Here is a 17,030-nt window from a genome sequence, read left to right on the forward strand (position 1 = left end):
ATCCTACTCTCCATCCGGCGCTGCGGTAATCACCGTTACACCTTGCTCTTCAATTGTTTGTTTCGTTTGTAAGTCGATATCATTGTCAGTGACCAGATAAGCAATACTGTGCCACGGTAACTCAAGATTCGGCATTTTATGTAAAAACTTGCCGGACTCGGCCATGATAACGACATCTTTCGCGGCGCTGGCCATGGTCTGGGTCAGCCCGGTTAATTCGTTAAAAGTGGTTGTTCCTCTGGTCACATCTAAGCCTGATGCACCAATAAAGGCCAGGTCGAAACTATACGCCTGGGTCATTTGTTCTGCCATGTGGCCTTGGAATGACTGCGACTGCGCATCCCAGGTGCCGCCAGTCATCAATACCGTTGGCTCGCTGTCGAAATTGGTCAGCGTTGAGGCCACATGCAACGAGTTAGTCATAACGACTAGCCGTGAATGTATATCAAGGTGCGGTAACATGCAGGCGGTCGTGCTGCCGCTGTCGATGATAATGCGACTATTATTTTTCACCAGACTAGCAGCCGCTAAGCCAATGGCTTTTTTGGTATCGGAAGCTTGGTTTTGCCCGTTTATCTCGCCGGTTCGATTGTTCATTAATGTATTGGCTGATACCGGCATCGGCGCGGCTCCGCCAAATTGCCGGACCAGAAGTTTCTGCGCCGCTAATGTCGTCAAATCTTTGCGGATAGTGACTTCAGACGTACCAAACTCGGCAGCCAGCGACTCAACCTGGACCTGCCCTTCCCGGTTAACCCACTCTACGATCGCCTCACGGCGTGCCTCGGTATTGCGTCGCTGCATAATGAAACTCAATAATTACAAAACGAAAGTTATTAAATCGGAAATAATTACGACACGCAACTTAATTTGGTTTTATTTTTTTAAAGATATTTGCTTTTTTTCAGTGCTGCTTTCAATTGCCAGCTCCATCAGTCTTATCACCGGTATCACCGAGCGGCCGCTGCATGGCGACTCCGCGCCATTTGACACACTTTCTGACAACTGTTGATAAAACTTCCGATAATCACCCTGACAGGTTTCAAAAACCTCACAAACACTTTCGTTACATAACTTACCATGTTCATCTGGTGCTGTTTTACCCCAGTCGCTGTCATCAAGACGGTTGTTATCTCTGAGTGCCTGTTCCTGCGGATCCAGTCCAAATTTACGATAACTCCCCTTTTCACCCTGAACATCAAAGCGTAACGTGGTGCCAGCCTGAAACGCACTGCTACCCAGTTTGACATGAAGTTGCGGGTAGAAGAGGCTGATATCAAAGCAGTCATCGCTTTGCCCGCCATCGCGCAGGGTATCAATATTCGCCTGCACGGCATCAGGCAGGCCGAACAACTGAACGGCCTGGTCCAGCAGGTGCGGACCAAGATCCCAGAAAATGCCCGCGCCGGGGCCCGCATTTTCGCGCCAACGGTCTCTTGGCAACGGACGAAAGCGGTCGAAACGACTTTCCATTCGCCGTACGTTGCCCAGCCGCTGTGTGTCTATCAGCTTTTTAACCGTGAGAAAGTCGCCGTCAAAACGCCGGTTTTGATAAACGTGCACTGACCGGTTAACCAACGCGGCCTGCGCTACCAGCGACTCTGCATCAGCCGCTGACAATACAAAGGGCTTTTCCACCAGCACATGGGTTTTTGCCGTCAAACACTGCCGTGCCTGGTCAAAGTGCAGATGATTGGGCGTCGTAATAATGCACAAATCCGGTGAAACTGTCTTCAGTGCCTGCGCCAGCGTTTCAAAAACTTCAGCATCCGGTAGCACTGCCTTTACATCGTCGGGCCGTGACGACACCACCGCCGTTATCGTGAAGGCATCATTATGCAATAAAAAAGGCAAATGAAAGGTTTTAGCAGAAAAGCCAAAGCCCACAAGCAAGGTGCTGATCATATCGGTCTCCTGAGAGGCTGGTGACAAGGCGTTGGTAAGCAGGGTAACTATAGTCAGAGCGTGAGAAAGGGCAAAGTCGGGGCATCATGCGTTCAGCATCACGATGCCCGCTATCGTTATTTTTTGGTCGGGCGCGGCCAGTTAGCAATATTGCGCTGTTTACCCCGGGCCACGGCAAGGGCATCGTTATCTACCGCTGAGGTGATTGTGCTGCCTGCTCCCACCGTGGCGTTATCACCAATTTCAACCGGTGCCACCAGCGATGAGTTAGAGCCGATAAAGGCATTCGCCCCGATAACGGTTTTGGATTTATTCACGCCATCATAATTGCAGGTAATGGTACCGGCACCGATATTGGCTTTAGGGCCAATAGTCGCGTCACCCAGATAGGTCAGATGGTTGGCTTTGGCGCCTTCACCCAGCACCGATTTTTTCATTTCAACAAAGTTACCCACTTTGGCACCTTTGTGCATGATTGCGCCGGGACGAAGCCGTGCGAACGGGCCCACGTTACAATGACTATCAACCTGTGCCTGTTCGATAATGCTATTGGCCTCAATAGTGACATCGTCGCCAATTTCACAATCTTTCAGCACACAGTTAGGGCCAATCACCACATTATTGCCCAACACCACCTCACCTTCAAAGACAGCGTTAACATCGATGAAAACATCCTGACCGGTGGTCACGTTGCCGCGAATATCAACCCGGGCAGGATCTGCCAGCGTGGCGCCGTTATGCATTAATGCTTTTGCCTGCCACTTTTGCAGCGCGCGTTCCAGTTTTGCCAGATGCTCACGGTTATTAACGCCTTCTACCTCAATCACCTCATCAGGCTGTGCAGCCTGAATGGTCTTACCTTCTGACGCTGCCATAGCAATTACGTCAGTCAGATAGTATTCGCCCTGAGCATTATCGTTACTCAGATTGTCCAGCCAGCGCTTCAAATCGCTACCGTTCATCATCATCATGCCGGTGTTAATCTCAGTGATTTCACGTTGCGCATCACTGGCATCCTTATGCTCGACAATCGCTTCAATATTGCCATTATCGCCACGCACAATGCGGCCCATTCCCGTTGGGTCGTCCAGGTTCACGGTTAAAAGGGCCAGGTCGCAACTGGCTTTTACATCTACCAGGCGTTGCAGCGTCTGCTCAGTGATAAGGGGGGCATCACCCACCAGAATCAGCACATCCTCGTCGTCTTTTACATGTCCGGCAGCCTGCTGGACTGCATGCCCGGTTCCAAGCTGCTCAGCCTGCAGGCACCAGTTGAGTGTTTTGCCGCTTACTGTGCTTTGAAGCTGGTTGCCGCCGTGTCCGTACACCAGGTGAACAGCGCTGGCCTGCATCCGCTCTACAGTATTGATGATCCGCTGAACCATAGGCACGCCACCTACCTTATGCAGTACCTTGGGCAGACTCGACTTCATTCGGGTTCCTTTACCCGCGGCAAGTATAACAACTGAAAACGCCATGCAAATTCCTTAAACTTCTTAGCAATAAAGTATTTTGGCTTAGTGTAACCAAGCAAAAAGTAATAGTCAGCGATTCATTACGCGCAAAAAGGGTTTTCGTTTAATCGGTGGTATGGCTAGTCGTACACCCAATGTGTGGGTATACTCAAAATCACTTATATTTTATATAATTAGCAAAGGAGTTTGCGTTAGCTGTGAAAGCCTTCAGAACACTGCATCGCAGTATCTTGCTGCTGTTTCTGGTTGTGACTGTCGCTATCGTCACTCTGGTGCATTTCAGTATTACCCAGATTGTGGCCGAGCAAAGCCGGGCGCAACAGCAATCTCTCTCCCCCGCGTTTGCACTGATTACCAGTGAGCTGATGAAACCACTGCATACCGCCCAGGCGCTAGGTCAGTCCAAAGAGCTGATGGAGCTGATGGACAAACCAAAGCTGGATAAAGAAAAAACGGTAGCGATGCTTGACAGGCTAGAACAGGAGTTCAACCTGACATTCTTTGTCGCCAGCGAGAACGAGCGGATTCAGTACATGTCGGACGGCCAGGTAGTAGAGCTAATTGAAGGCGACGTGAACTGGTACTTCAAATACAAGGATATGCCGCAAAATGCCGTGGCCGATATAGGCAAATGGGAAGACGCCCATTTTTATATCGACATTAAAATCTTCAATGAACAGGACAAATTCCTGGGCTTTTTTGGTGTGGGTAAAAGCCTTAAAAGCTTTTTGCAGATTTTCAGCACTTATAAGCAGCAATACGGGTACGACTTTATCTTTGCCGATGAAAAAGGCGACATCATGCTTTCTTCAGATGCCCGTCTGATGGCGAGATACTCACAATTTACCAATATGAGCGAGCTGTCGTGGTATGCCAGCTTACCGGAAAAAATACAAAACTCGCAGGCGCTTAATAACCGGCTTGTGACTATCGACCAGCAGGAACACCTGATTGCTGAGGTTAATCTGAATCAGTTTGGCTGGACGGTTTACTTACTCAGCCCCCTGGACAAACGACAAACTGAAATCTCCCAGGGATTTATCGCCAGTGTCATCACGCTGCTGGTCATTATCTTTGCCCTGTTTCTCACCGTTTATCACCTGCTGGCATACTTTCGAAAAGACATGCACAAAGATGTGGTGCTGCCCCATCAAAGCCGCCTTCCCGATCGTAGTCAGGTCAACGATGATTATAATAACCTGCTTCGGGCTTATCATTCATTGAGCGTTGTTCTGGTCGATATCGACCATTTTTCTGTGATTAATGACACCTACGGTCGCAGTATTGGCGATGAGGTTTACCATCATATCGTCAGCTATTTGCAGGATAATCTGCGCAGTAAAGATATTATCGGCCGATGGAGCAGCGAAGAGTTTATCCTGTTATTACCTGAGATCGGCCCTCATGAGGCCTTTGAGGTTGCTGAGTCATTGCGCGAAGGAATCAGCAATTTGCGGCCAGTGGAAAGGGCGTTACAGATAAAGCTGACCGCTTCGTTTGGTATCTCCTATACTGCCACGCCCCGCACCATCTCTGAGGTCACCAGCCATGCTGAAGATGCCCTTTATCAGGCGCGCCGGGATGGCTGTAATCTGGTAAGAATGCAGCTTATCAATTAGTCCTTTCTTCCCAGCGCTATTTTGCCGGTGCGAATCCGCGCCGGCTGAATAATCGGGTGATTCCGGTGGTCATCGCAACGCCACCAAGGATACATGCGCCACCAATCAGGGTTTGCACAGACATGGCTTCCTGCAGAAAGACCAGGCCCCACACAATGGCAAATAACGGCACCAGATACGCCACCGTAATCGCCTTTGACGGACCTACCGCGCTGATAAGGTGAAAATAGAGAATATAAGCGATCCCGGTGCCGGCTACGGCCAGCGCCACAGCATTTGTCCAGGCATTCACCGAGGGCGTGGCATCCGGCCATTGCATAAAGGCCAGCGGGAACAGTAATACGGATGCGACAGCCTGACTACCGGTGGCGACGGCCAGTGGCTGTGCGCCGGTCAGCCAGCGTTTCATCATACACGCGGCAATGCCATAGCAACATGTGGCCAGGCACGCCGCCACAATCGGCACAGCACTTAACTGGCCGCCACTGACCTTTTGCTCACTGATGACAAAAACACCCATAAACCCCAGCCCCAAACCAGTTATCGCAACTTTGGACAGCCGCTCCCGCAGCCATACAAACGCGACCATTGCGCCGAACATGGGCGCGGTCGCGTTTAAAATGGCGTTAACCCCGGCCTCAAGATGCAGGCTGGCGTAATTGAACAGGGCAAAAGGAATAGCAGTGTTAATGGCACCGATAGCAAAGATTGGCCAGAAAAACCGACGCATATCGCTGTGCTGCTTTTTGAGTAAAACAACCGGTAACAGAACCAGCGTAGCCAGCACTGTGCGCACTTCTACCAATGCAAAAATGCCAAATTCGGGCGCGGCTACCCGCATGAACATAAATGACGCGCCCCAGATAGCGCCCAGTAAAACCAGCGCAAGCACTTCTCTTATTGGCATAGGTCGTTTATTCCTTCCAGTTCCAGTAAAAATTGTTTTCGCCAAAGCCCGCCAGCATACCCGGTTAACTTTTTATTCGCACCGATAATACGATGACAGGGGACGATAATTGCGACAGGGTTTTTACCATTGGCCGCACCCACCGCGCGCACCGCTTTTGGGTTATTGAGCATGGTAGCAATACCCCCATAGGTGCGGGTCTGCCCATGAGGCACTGCAGTCAGTGCCTGCCACACCCGCTGCTGAAACGGGGTGCCAGTCACTTCCAGGGGCACGGTAAACTGAACCGGCTCTCCGGCTAAATACTGGCTAAGCTCACGACAAGCCTGCCGGGTAAGTTCACCCGGATGATCGTCGTGTTCAGGTTCGGCGAACGTTACCGACGTGATTCCTCTGTTCCCCGCACTTATGATAAGTGGCCCACAGGGCGTTGTTAGCGTTTGCTGAAACATCACACCGTCTCCTGCTTTTTCTGCTTTTGCTTTGCTGACTGCGCCCGCTCTTCCAGCGCAATATGCCATAACTGAAGGGTAAGATAGCTACGCCAAGGGGCCGCATTATCCGGGGTTACCGACAACGCTTTTGCCATGTTGCGCACAATCAGATCACCATTTAAATAGATGTCGCAGGCATTGTAACCGCGAAGCTCTATATACTCGCATGTCCAGGGCCCGATACCTTTAACCGCAAGCAGTGTTCTGGTATCCGGTACCGCATTCTCCTGTATACAGACATCCGCAAACGCCATCAGGGTGCGCTGTCGCGATGCCGGCATTTTGAGAAAATCCTGCGACTGGTTTACGACATCCCGCGCGGTGGGAAACACAGCGCCAAACTGATTATGTTTATCAATATAGTTATCGAGGCGGTTAATATAACTGGTGGCGGCCTTAAACGATATTTGCTGCCCTACGATGGCCCGGCACCCTGCTTCAAACGCATCCCAGGTGCCCGGAAATCGCAGGCCTTCGGTAAGATACTGCTCGCTGATACCGGCGGCCGACAACGCCTCATGGATCACGGCAGGTTGCGCATTGGTATCGAGCATACGAGCCAGATTGGCCATGACTGGCTGAATATATTGCAGGTCTGTCAAATGGAGTGTGACCTCAAAGCCGCAGCGCCGGGCATCAAAAACGGCGTGTATATAGCCCTCACTTTCTTGCCAGTCAAAGGCGCGGGCATAGTGGTTGTCACCAACATCTTCCACACGCTCAAGACAGTGCGCAACAAGAAAGTCCCGCACCTGCGGCCAGTTGTAAGGCGTCTGGCAGGGTAAGAACAGCGAAATACCGGCTGAATGATGCGAAGGAGGTTGGTTGTCTCGTAGCATGGTCGGTGTTTTATCCCAGTATTTTTTCATTAAATCCTGCAGACGTCGGGCTGACTGCAAGCCACAGGCGGCGGCAATATCGGTTACCGTTAAGCGGGTTTGCAACAGTAATTTGCGGGCGAACCATAGCTGACTATAAATTTGCACCTGCTTGGGAGTCAGCCCAAGATGATGACGTATCAGACTGTGCAAATAGCGTTCGCTGATCCCCAGACGTTGCGCGACGTGTGAAACGGGCTGTGCCGGCAGTTCGCTGAGCAAACGCTGCGCACGATCAGTGGTGGTTGCCACGCCTCGCCATGCCGGTGAGTCCGGCGCACTGTCAGGACGACATCGCAGACACGGCCTGAATCCATCCTGCAGCGCCTGCGCCGCCACCGCGTAATATCGCACATTTTTTTCCATCGGCAGGCGTGCCGGACAAATCGGTCGGCAAAATATTCCCGTACTGATAACAGCAACAAAAAAGATACCGTCAAAACGCGGGTCCCGACTCAGCCGGGCCTGGCGATAAGCACGCTGTAAATCGTGTGAACCGGTATCCTGTAGTGAAGTCATAACATGTATCTCATCGTTAACTGCCTACAGTGTAACCCGAGAAAATCCTCAGGTGCGATGAAATCGGAAGTGACTGCAATTTATACGGTGGTTGATTCTGCGATAACCGATACGCATAATACCTCGCCATAAACATAAGAAGCAGCCTTAGAACGCTGCAATTAATGAATTTTCGGAGCTTTTTTTGCAGATATTGCGTGGTGGCCTGATTCGTATCAGCGGGCTGGTCCTGTGGGCTTTGCTGGCGTTGATCAGCATGAATGTGCAAGCCACAGAACGTTGGGTTGATGATTACGCCCGGTATGTGCGTCAGCAAGCCGACAAATTCAATATTCCCGGCTATGCCTTTGTATATTATGAACAAGGTAAACCACCACAAATTTATACCTACGGCAAAACCTGGCGCAGCGGACTGCCGGTGGATCAGAATACCGTATTTCGGTTAGCGTCTGTATCCAAGTCTTTTACGGGCTTGCTGCTGGCCAAACTTGTCGAGCGCGATATGATGCGCTGGGACATGGGTATCAATGAACTGGTCAGCGATATTCCCTTTGACAAACAAGGCATGAATCAGCTGAAACTGGCTCATATCAGCGGGCAATCTTCGGGGTTTATGCCCAATGCCTATGACAATCTTATTGAAGCCGATTATCCGCTTAACAAAGTGCTCAGCTATTTGGCCAAGCTTGAACCGATTTGTGCGCCCGGCGAATGTTACACCTATCAAAATGCCTTGTTCGGTGCCATTGAATACTATCTGGTATCACAAAACACGTCCTATCATCGCCAGATTCAGGAACAGCTTTTCAGCCCGCTGGGCATGAAAACTGCCAGCGCCGGAAAAGGTGCGTTACTTAGCGCCGAGCGCTGGGCGCAGCCGCATATTGCTATTGCCCGTAACAAATGGCGTAAGGGTGTAATTGAAAGTAACTATTACCGTTTCACGCCAGCTGCCGGAGTTAATGCCAGTATCAGCGATATGACCATTTATTTGCAGGCGCTGTTAGGCGAGTTTCCCACCGTGGTACCGCCGGAACTGGTGGAGTACATTACAACACCGCGCGTGCGTACGACGCGTGAAATATATCGACGTGGCTGGCGCGGTTATCTGAAAGATGCCCATTACGGGTTAGGCTGGCGGGTGTATGACTTTGATGGACATACGCTGAACTATCACGGCGGATGGGTAAAAGGTTATCGCGCTGATGTTTCGTTTGATCCGGATGCTAAGGCGGGCTATGTAATGCTGATGAACGCGGAATCAAACCTTATCAACTCCACCACCGCAGAATTCTGGAAACGCTTTTATGAGCAGGCTGACGATTAACCGCCAGCCTGTTTGCCTTCGTTATCTACCGGTTTTAAGGTAGGTATACCCGGCAAGACAATTTTCGTAAAAGTCGGTCCAGCGCACCCCTTCTCTGGGACGGATGTTACCGGCAGAGACCTGCTTATCAATCAGCTTTTTGACGTCATACGCCATGGCCCGCGGGTTGTACTGCATTATGTTCAGCACATCCTGTACTGACGAGCCCTTAACAACTTCCTCAATGTAGAAGTCTTGCGGATCATCATCATGGCTGTAGATATGCACTTCATTGAGTCGCCCGAACAAATTATGCATATCACCCATTACATCCTGATAGGCGCCTGTCAGAAACAGGCCTGCGTAATAATTTTCACCTTTTTTAAGCGGGTGCATCGGCAGAATGTCCGTGATCTCACGGCCAACAGTAAACTGGTCAAGTTTGCCGTCACTGTCACAGGTGATATCCACCAGCGTACAATTAACTGTTGGCTTTTCGTTCATACGCGTCAGTGGCACTACCGGCAACAGCTGGTCAATAGCCCAGGTGTCCGCGGCAGACTGAAACACTGAGAAGTTACACAGATACTGCGAAGACAGGCTGTAATCCAGCTCCTGCAACTCATCTGGCACATACTCTTCATTGGCATACCAAGTACGAAGACGAGACATAATACGCCAGTAGATGGTTTCAATTTTGCCCAGTTCTTCTAAGCTCAAAACCCTGAGCTTGAACGCATCCAGCGCCTGCTCTTTGTATTGCGAGGCATCGTTGAATACTTCCTGCATTGATGATTGTTCATCAAAATAATCTTCCAGCTCGCGGATGTTTTTAACGAACACATGTTCGCTTTCAGCCGGGCTGGTATCAATTTCCGCGCTGTTAGAGCGGATTTCTCCGACTATTTCGGTAATAACACAACTATGATGCGCTGTGATTGCCCGACCGCTCTCACTGACCAGATTCGGGTGCGGAACCTTTTCCAGATCGCAGACCTCTTTCATGCCATACACCACATCAGCAACGTACTCGTGCAGGGTATAGTTTCTGGAAGATTCATTGGTCGATGCACTGCCATCATAGTCAATGCCCAGACCGCCGCCGACATCCACATAATCAAGTTCGAAACCCATCTTATATAAATCGGCATAGATGCGGGCACCTTCGCTGATGGCTTCTTTTACCGCGCGGATATCGGTTAACTGGCTGCCAATATGAAAATGCAGCATCTTCAGACAATGGCCCATTCCCTGCTCTTCGAGATAGCGCGCGGTTTTGATGATTTCCGAAATGGTCAGACCGAACTTAGCCCGCTCGCCACCCGAGCCTTCCCATTTACCACGCCCTTTCACTGTCATCTTCGATCGCACACCGATAATAGGATCGATATTCAGCTCTTTCGCGATTTTGACCAGCAATAGCAGTTCGGTGTATTTTTCAACCACCACCACCATCTTGCGCCCGAGCTTGCGACCCAACAGCGCCAGACGCATACACTCTTCGTCTTTGTAGCCATTGAGAATAGTCAGAGAGTTTTCATTATTATTAAGCGCCAGCGCAGTAATTAACTCCGCCTTAGAGCCCGCTTCCAGACCGTAGTTAAAGGGCGCTCCGGCATCAACAATCTCTTCAACCACTTCACGCATCTGATTAACTTTCACCGGATAAACGCCCTGATATTTACCGGTATATTCAGCCTCAGTGATAACATCTCTGAATGTGGTATTCAGGCTGGCCACCTGCGATCGCAAAACATCGTGAAACCGCACAACGACCGGGAACTGAACTCCCTCGTCGCGTATTTCGTCAATTAAAGCCTGAAAATCAATACGAATACTTTTATCCGACGGAACCGGTGTCACATGCACGTTTCCGTTGTCGCCAACTTCAAAATATCCACCACCCCAGCGTGATACGCCGTAAAGTTTTTCAGCTTCTTCGATGCTCCACTCAGACAATGTTGCCTTCTCCGTAAAATAGTGCGCCGTTACAAGTCGGACGCATGTGTCAGTAAAATTTTGCGTATTATAATCAAGCTTACTGTCTACGCTATGAAATTTCTGTTATTCGTGCAAATTCTTCGTTTCATACAGCACCACAGTAACTCTGCGGCGTTTCATTTCTACCCGAACAGCGCGATACAGTTCACTTAGCATCCTGTCTCGTTGTTTAAAGGTAAACCATAACCCTATCACCCCGTATATGAAGGTATCACTTTTTATGTGCATTCCTGCACGTCTCAAAGCCCAAGGACCACTTCTATGGCGGCACTAACCATAAACGGTCAGGAGTATGCATTACCTGATGATCCACGAACAACATTGCTGGACTTTCTGCACCAGCATGTAAAACTTTTTGGCGCTAAGAAAGGCTGCGATCACGGCCAATGCGGGGCGTGCACGGTGCTGGTCGAAGGTGAACGCATGAATGCGTGCCTGCTGCTGGCTTTTCAGCTTGAAGGTAAAGCAATCACGACCATTGAAGGCATTGCCACCGATGATGGATTGCATCCGCTGCAACAGGCATTTGTGAAATGTGATGCGTTTCAGTGCGGCTATTGCACCAGCGGGCAGATATGTTCTGGCGTCGCGCTGATGAGCGAGCTGGAACAAAACACGCCCAGTACCGTGTGGTTCGAATCAGACTACAGCGATAACGAAGATATCAAAGAGCGGATGAGCGGCAATCTTTGTCGCTGTGGCGCCTACAGCAATATTATTGATGCTGTGAATATTGCCCGCGATAATAAGGGGGTCTCGTGAGACCATTTACTGTAAATCGTCTGACTGATACCCAGCATCTCAACGACGTAGATAGCTTTGAAAACAGTCGCTTTCTGGCGGGCGGTACCAACCTTGTCGATTTGATGAAGCACCAAATCGAAACGCCGGATACCCTGGTGGATCTCAGTGGTTGGGAAAGCGCTGATACTATTGAAGAGACCGACGAGACTTATCAGATTGGCGCCATGGTCAGCAACACCGACCTGGCCAACTTTGCTTATCGTAAAGAGGATCTGAGCCTGCTAAGTCAGGCGCTTTTATCAGGCGCCACTGTACAATTACGAAACCGCGCGACCACCGGTGGTAATCTGTTGCAACGCACACGCTGCTACTATTTTTACGATACCAATCAGCCCTGTAACAAACGCCAGCCTGGCTCGGGATGCGCCGCGCTGGATGGTTTCAACCGTATTCACGCGGTACTGGGCACCTCGGAACATTGCATTGCCTCGCACCCGTCTGATATGGCAGTGGCGATGGCTGCACTGGATGCAAAGGTTAAAACTATCAACCCTGCCGGTAATTCACGACATATTCCCGTCCGTGAACTGTATCGGCTACCTGGCGACACTCCGCACATTGAAACAGTGTTGGGTGGGGATGAACTTATTGTCAGTGTAGATATTCCTAAACGCCCCCGTGGTACACAAATTTACCGAAAGGTCCGGGATCGTTCATCCTATGCATTTGCGCTGGTTTCAGTAGCCTGCGATGTCACTCTCAAAGATGGTGTAATAGACGATGTATCACTTGCTTTTGGTGGTGTAGGCACGATGCCCTGGCATGCCAAAAGTGCCGAGGATTTCTTACGGGGCAAAACCGCCACCAGCGACCTGTATGCCCAAGCTTGTGACATTGAGCTGAGTGCCGCCCGAGGCGCTGGCAGCAATGACTTTAAGATTCCGTTAATTAAGCGTACCGCCGCCTTTGTTCTGGAACAGGCGGTGGGACAGCAGATGGCGCACCCTGGCCATCAAGGAGCCATTCATGCCCGCTAGTAAGCACCAATCAGTGACAAAAATCGGAGAAGCCGTAGATCGTATAGACGGGCCGCTAAAGGTACAGGGAAAAGCCACCTATGCCGGTGAGTTTGAATTTGATCAGCCTACCCTGGTCGGAGTGTATGTTGGCGCGTCCCGCTCCGGCGGTACACTGACTCACGTCGATACTGCCGACGCTGAGTCTCAGCCCGGCGTGAAGGCTGTGCTGACCTATCACAATGCACCAGACCAACGGCCATTTTCCGAGCCCGGTGATGAAGGGCGATTTGGCCAAAGCCGGGCTGTATTGAACGATACGACCATTCGCTATGCCGGTTTTCCGGTTGCGCTGGTTGTTGCCGAAACCCTCGAACAGGCGCGCTACGCAGCCAGTCTGATAACCCACGACGTTGCCACTGACGGGCCGGATTTTCTGGACGATGTAAAAGAAGCGCAAACCACTCCGGAATCACTTGATGGCGGTTTTGAGCCCGATGTGTCTTGCGGCGATATTGATCATGCGTTAAACAGTTCCATGCGGCTGGATATGACTTACCGCACGCCCAGCCAAATCTCAGCGGCCATGGAGCCACATACCACAATTGCCTATTATGATGGTGATATCCTGCACGTGCACACCAGTGTCCAGATACTGGCGAGTGCTGTAACTTGCCTGGCCAATACGCTGAACATGCCTGAAGAAAAAATTCATGTTCAAAGCCCGTTTGTCGGTGGAGGGTTCGGTTCAAAGCTTGGGCTGCATAATGATGCGATTTTAGCGTGTCTGGGTGCCATCCATCTGCAGCAGCCGGTGAAAGTAGCATTACATCGTCGCCAGGTGTTTCATAGCGCGCCACATCGTGGTTTCAGTATTCAAAAAATCGCGTTAAGTGCTGATAATAGCGGCCACATTAACGGTATATCTCACCATAGTGCCATGCCGATGGCGCAGGACTACGCCTTTGCTGAAGCCACCGGCGCGGTAGCGCGTATAACCTATAAAGCCGACGCTATTGAGAGTGTACACCGGGTTAAGGTGGTCGATAGCCCGATGATTGACTCGTGTCGTGCGCCAGGCGACTCCATCGGCTCGCTGGCCTTTGAGTCGGCGATTGATGAGCTGGCGCTGGCCAGTGAAACCGACCCGGTCACGTTTCGTCTAAACAATATCGCGCCTGCACATCCGATAACCGGCAAACCTTTTTCGACCCACCATCTGGAAGCGTGTTTAAAGCAGGGCGCAGAAGAGTTCGGCTGGGATAAACGATCGAAAAGCGAAGACAACAACACGGTGAAAAAAGGCTACGGTGTAGCTCTTGCCATGCGCATGAACATGATTGTGCCCAGTGAAGCAAAAATAGTGTTAGAAAATGATGGTAAAATCACCGTGTTTACCGATATGACGGACATTGGCACCGGTACCTATACCATCTTAAGTCAGATCGTCTCCGACTTTTTCGATATGCCGGCCAGTAACATTACCATTAATCTGGGTGACAGCCGTTCCCCCGCGTCCTGCGGCTCAGGAGGTTCTTTTGGTGCCTCCAGTAGTGCAACATCGGTGCGCAATGCCTGTGAGAAACTCTCCGCTCAGTTATGTCAGATGATGGGGCTGGCTCAGGGCACTCACACTGTTGCGCTGCATGATAACCAGGTTATAGCCGGAGAAGGCAATACCCAGCAATCCCGTTCCCTTGCAGATTTACTTAAAGAGACCGAGGGTCAGCAACTTGAAGCGAAGGGTGAGGTTGAGCCTGGGGAAAGCCACGATGACTACGAGCAGTACTCCTGTGGTGCGCACTTTGCCGAAGTAACGGTAGATACTGTTACCGGAGAAGTGCGTATTAAGCGTCAACACGGCGTGTTTTCTGCCGGTCAGATTCTGAATAAAAAAACCGCCACCTCACAGTTACAGGGTGGCATGGTGTGGGGCGCAAGTTACGCGCTGTTTGAAGATTTGCAGCGCGACAGACGCCACGGCGGCTTCGTAAACTGCGACTTAGCTGAATATCATTTTGCGGTGAATCGCGATATTGGTGATATTAGTGTCAGCTTTATTGAGGAGCCTGATTATAAAGCCTGTAAACTGGGCAGTAAGGGAATTGGCGAGCTGGGCATTACCGGGGCCGGCGCAGCCATCGCAAATGCGGTGTGTGATGCAACCGGCGCCCGGGTTCGCGACTTCCCGATAACCCCCGATAAAGTTATTGCCGCACTAGGCTAAAGCGACAACTTAGAAAGCCCGCCTGCCACGAGTGCAGAGCGGGCTTTTTTGTAGATTGAGTGTCTCAGGCTGTCACCGCACCCGCTGGTTTTTTACCGCCGGACGCGCTTTTTGATGCTGACAGCTTGCGATAAATCGTTGCATCAGCAGAAAACGCACCAGCGCCCTGTACAGTCAGCGCTGCGGTAGCCGCCAGCAGGCTCAACGCAAACTCATAGCCATTGTTGCTCATAAATAAACCGTTTTGAATATGTACGGAAAATATCGCAATAATCATGGTAAATGCCGACACCAGCGCAGCGGGACGCGTCAGTAAGCCAAGAATCAGCGCCAGCCCACCAAAAAATTCTGCACTGCCCGCCAGTAGCGCCATTAAAAAACCGGGCGCCAGGCCGATACTTTCCATCCACTGTCCGGTGCCCTGAAGGCCGTAACCGCCAAACCAGCCAAATAACTTTTGCGCCCCGTGTGCCATCAGAATTATCCCTACCGGTACACGCAGAAGCAGTTGACCAATACCTTGTGTTTTAAAAATCATTGTCGCGTAATTCATAATCTTCACCCTGTCGTTGTCGGGTTGAGCCCGTTGCTCAACAATGATTAAACTTTATTCTATTAACATGAAATGATAAATACAGCTATTATTGAATGATTAGCAATAAAATGTTGATAGTCTATGGATAAACTCACGCAAATGCGCACCTTCGTTACCGTGGTGCAGACCGGCAGTTTTACTCAGGCTGCGTTGTCGCTGTCAATATCATCCCAGCTGGCCAGTAAGTATGTCAGTGCGCTTGAAACAGCATTAGGTGTCAGACTTCTGGCCCGCACTACCCGCCGGGTTCATCTTACAGAAGCCGGTGAGCGTTACCTGCCAAAGGCCAGACATATTCTGGACGAGCTGACCGCGCTGGAAGATGAGCTTAGTGGGTTGCAAACACACGCCCGCGGTACGCTGCGTATCAGTGCGCCGGTTTCCTTCGCCGTCTCACAAATGGGTAAGCTGATTACCGATTTTCAGGCCCAGCATCCGGCGATTTCTGTTGATTTGCAATTAAATGACCGTAAAGTGAATATTGTTGAGGAAGGGTTTGATGTTGCATTACGGGTAGGCACGCTGGAAGACTCATCCCTGATCGCCAGAAAAATCACGCCGATAACCATGGTAATTTGCGCGTCACCAGACTACCTGTCCAGGTATGGAGAGCCTATGGAGTGGGATGAGCTGAAACAGCATCGTGTGTTACGCTATTCCTATACCACTACCGAACCCAGACTGATAGCCGACAACGATGGGGCGCTAGTCTGTAATAACGGGGATTTTCTGACCCAGAGTGCTGTTGCTGGCGCAGGTATTGTTATTCAGCCATCATTTATTGTAGAAGGCGCCATAAGATGCAATGCGCTGAAGGCTATCCTGACACACTGTGCACCGCCACCATTGGGCTTATATGCCCTTTATGCGCATCGAACGCTGATGACCAGTAAGTTGCGGGCGTTTATTGATTTTATCAGCGATTACTACGGCGATCCGCCTTACTGGGAGCAAGGCCTGTATAAATAGACTGGCAACTAACTGCGATACAGTGTTTTTATCAGATGGTAGCCAAATTTCGTCTTCACCGGCCCATGCACCTGCAGCAGTGGCTTTTTAAAAACGACGTCGTCAAATTGCTTTACCATCTGACCACGACGAAACTCACCCAGGTCCCCGCAGCGCTCGACTGACAGAAAGCTTGAATACTTCTGCGAAAGATAGAAGATTTTCCCTTTTTTTAAGGCTACTCGAGAGTAGACAAGGGTTCGTTTTCAGTTTACTAAGATATTAACCACGGATGCAGTCAGACGTTACTCGATACATATTTTCTTGCATCATAGCGAACAGGAATGCGAAAAGGCACCAACTGTGTTGATGATGCCTTGCCTCGTTGTGTACTTT

General features: G+C 50.5%; 14 protein-coding genes and 1 pseudogene. 6 read left to right on the forward strand and 9 right to left on the reverse strand.

What is annotated here, in order from left to right; genetic code table 11:
* Window positions 1-3: 3 nt before the first annotated feature.
* From HHX48_RS07695 to glmU, 3 genes are all read right to left on the reverse strand, one after another.
* Window positions 4-804, reverse strand: coding sequence for a DeoR/GlpR family DNA-binding transcription regulator (locus HHX48_RS07695; RefSeq protein WP_191023848.1), 801 nt, complete (start codon window positions 802-804; stop codon window positions 4-6).
* 72 nt (window positions 805-876) lie between these two features.
* Window positions 877-1,905 carry a Gfo/Idh/MocA family oxidoreductase gene (locus HHX48_RS07700; RefSeq protein WP_191023850.1) on the reverse strand — a complete coding sequence of 343 codons (1,029 nt, stop codon included), beginning with the start codon at window positions 1,903-1,905 and terminating at the stop codon, window positions 877-879.
* A 116-nt stretch (window positions 1,906-2,021) separates the two neighbouring features.
* Window positions 2,022-3,383, reverse strand: coding sequence for a bifunctional UDP-N-acetylglucosamine diphosphorylase/glucosamine-1-phosphate N-acetyltransferase GlmU (gene glmU / locus HHX48_RS07705; protein ID WP_191023852.1), 1,362 nt, complete (start codon window positions 3,381-3,383; stop codon window positions 2,022-2,024).
* Between the two features lie 194 nt (window positions 3,384-3,577).
* Here glmU and HHX48_RS07710 point away from each other — a divergent pair, with 194 nt between their 5' ends.
* Window positions 3,578-4,999: a diguanylate cyclase domain-containing protein gene (locus tag HHX48_RS07710; protein WP_191023854.1), complete on the forward strand. Its 1,422-nt coding sequence runs from the start codon at window positions 3,578-3,580 to the stop codon at window positions 4,997-4,999.
* A 16-nt stretch (window positions 5,000-5,015) separates the two neighbouring features.
* On the opposite strand, the gene HHX48_RS07715 is transcribed toward HHX48_RS07710, so the two are convergent.
* The 3 genes from HHX48_RS07715 to HHX48_RS07725 are packed head-to-tail and all read right to left on the reverse strand — an operon-like array spanning window position 5,016 to window position 7,797.
* Window positions 5,016-5,906, reverse strand: coding sequence for a DMT family transporter (locus tag HHX48_RS07715; RefSeq protein WP_191023856.1), 891 nt, complete (start codon window positions 5,904-5,906; stop codon window positions 5,016-5,018).
* Window positions 5,897-6,361: a methylated-DNA--[protein]-cysteine S-methyltransferase gene (locus HHX48_RS07720; protein ID WP_317983486.1), complete on the reverse strand. Its 465-nt coding sequence runs from the start codon at window positions 6,359-6,361 to the stop codon at window positions 5,897-5,899. The genes HHX48_RS07715 and HHX48_RS07720 overlap by 10 nt, the downstream gene beginning before the upstream one ends.
* Entirely contained in the window at window positions 6,358-7,797 is a 1,440-nt protein-coding gene (locus HHX48_RS07725; protein WP_191023858.1) for a DNA-3-methyladenine glycosylase 2 family protein, read from the reverse strand. The genes HHX48_RS07720 and HHX48_RS07725 overlap by 4 nt, the downstream gene beginning before the upstream one ends.
* A 256-nt stretch (window positions 7,798-8,053) precedes the next feature.
* Here HHX48_RS07725 and HHX48_RS07730 point away from each other — a divergent pair, with 256 nt between their 5' ends.
* Window positions 8,054-9,124: a serine hydrolase domain-containing protein gene (locus HHX48_RS07730; RefSeq protein WP_223858189.1), complete on the forward strand. Its 1,071-nt coding sequence runs from the start codon at window positions 8,054-8,056 to the stop codon at window positions 9,122-9,124.
* A gap of 21 nt (window positions 9,125-9,145) precedes the next feature.
* On the opposite strand, the gene speA is transcribed toward HHX48_RS07730, so the two are convergent.
* Window positions 9,146-11,062, reverse strand: coding sequence for a biosynthetic arginine decarboxylase (gene speA, locus HHX48_RS07735; protein ID WP_191023862.1), 1,917 nt, complete (start codon window positions 11,060-11,062; stop codon window positions 9,146-9,148).
* A 303-nt stretch (window positions 11,063-11,365) separates the two neighbouring features.
* On the opposite strand from speA, the gene HHX48_RS07740 reads away from it, so the two are divergent.
* From HHX48_RS07740 to HHX48_RS07750, 3 genes are read left to right on the forward strand one after another with little or no spacing between them, the layout of a single operon-like run.
* Window positions 11,366-11,866: a (2Fe-2S)-binding protein gene (locus HHX48_RS07740; protein ID WP_191023864.1), complete on the forward strand. Its 501-nt coding sequence runs from the start codon at window positions 11,366-11,368 to the stop codon at window positions 11,864-11,866.
* Window positions 11,863-12,885 carry an FAD binding domain-containing protein gene (locus tag HHX48_RS07745; protein WP_191023866.1) on the forward strand — a complete coding sequence of 341 codons (1,023 nt, stop codon included), beginning with the start codon at window positions 11,863-11,865 and terminating at the stop codon, window positions 12,883-12,885. The genes HHX48_RS07740 and HHX48_RS07745 overlap by 4 nt, the downstream gene beginning before the upstream one ends.
* A complete protein-coding gene (locus tag HHX48_RS07750) occupies window positions 12,875-15,091 on the forward strand; it encodes a xanthine dehydrogenase family protein molybdopterin-binding subunit (RefSeq protein ID WP_191023868.1) in 2,217 nt (738 codons plus the stop codon). The genes HHX48_RS07745 and HHX48_RS07750 overlap by 11 nt, the downstream gene beginning before the upstream one ends.
* A 64-nt stretch (window positions 15,092-15,155) precedes the next feature.
* Here the strand turns inward: HHX48_RS07750 and HHX48_RS07755 are convergent, their stop codons facing one another.
* Window positions 15,156-15,644 carry a DoxX family protein gene (locus HHX48_RS07755; RefSeq protein WP_191023870.1) on the reverse strand — a complete coding sequence of 163 codons (489 nt, stop codon included), beginning with the start codon at window positions 15,642-15,644 and terminating at the stop codon, window positions 15,156-15,158.
* A gap of 123 nt (window positions 15,645-15,767) precedes the next feature.
* Between HHX48_RS07755 and HHX48_RS07760 the strand changes: the two genes are divergently transcribed.
* A complete protein-coding gene (locus HHX48_RS07760; RefSeq protein ID WP_191023872.1) occupies window positions 15,768-16,655 on the forward strand; it encodes a LysR family transcriptional regulator in 888 nt (295 codons plus the stop codon).
* 8 nt (window positions 16,656-16,663) lie between these two features.
* On the opposite strand, the pseudogene HHX48_RS07765 reads toward HHX48_RS07760, so the two are convergent.
* Window positions 16,664-16,879 (reverse strand): annotated as a pseudogene (locus tag HHX48_RS07765) (peptidylprolyl isomerase); the annotation flags it as partial.
* Window positions 16,880-17,030: the final 151 nt, after the last annotated feature.

This window comes from Salinimonas profundi (assembly GCF_014750655.1).
GTDB lineage: Bacteria > Pseudomonadota > Gammaproteobacteria > Enterobacterales > Alteromonadaceae > Alteromonas > Alteromonas profundi_A.

What these genes read in the sequence shown, in the direction of transcription:
- HHX48_RS07725 (WP_191023858.1), bottom strand. Translation starts at nt 7,797, where the DNA reads ATGACTTCACTACAGGATACCGGTTCACACGATTTACAGCGTGCTTAT.
- HHX48_RS07700 (WP_191023850.1), bottom strand. Translation starts at nt 1,905, where the DNA reads ATGATCAGCACCTTGCTTGTGGGCTTTGGCTTTTCTGCTAAAACCTTT.
- HHX48_RS07730 (WP_223858189.1), top strand. Translation starts at nt 8,054, where the DNA reads ATGAATGTGCAAGCCACAGAACGTTGGGTTGATGATTACGCCCGGTAT.
- HHX48_RS07695 (WP_191023848.1), bottom strand. Translation starts at nt 804, where the DNA reads ATGCAGCGACGCAATACCGAGGCACGCCGTGAGGCGATCGTAGAGTGG.
- HHX48_RS07760 (WP_191023872.1), top strand. Translation starts at nt 15,768, where the DNA reads ATGGATAAACTCACGCAAATGCGCACCTTCGTTACCGTGGTGCAGACC.
- HHX48_RS07715 (WP_191023856.1), bottom strand. Translation starts at nt 5,906, where the DNA reads ATGCCAATAAGAGAAGTGCTTGCGCTGGTTTTACTGGGCGCTATCTGG.
- HHX48_RS07740 (WP_191023864.1), top strand. Translation starts at nt 11,366, where the DNA reads ATGGCGGCACTAACCATAAACGGTCAGGAGTATGCATTACCTGATGAT.
- HHX48_RS07750 (WP_191023868.1), top strand. Translation starts at nt 12,875, where the DNA reads ATGCCCGCTAGTAAGCACCAATCAGTGACAAAAATCGGAGAAGCCGTA.
- glmU (WP_191023852.1), bottom strand. Translation starts at nt 3,383, where the DNA reads ATGGCGTTTTCAGTTGTTATACTTGCCGCGGGTAAAGGAACCCGAATG.
- HHX48_RS07755 (WP_191023870.1), bottom strand. Translation starts at nt 15,644, where the DNA reads ATGAATTACGCGACAATGATTTTTAAAACACAAGGTATTGGTCAACTG.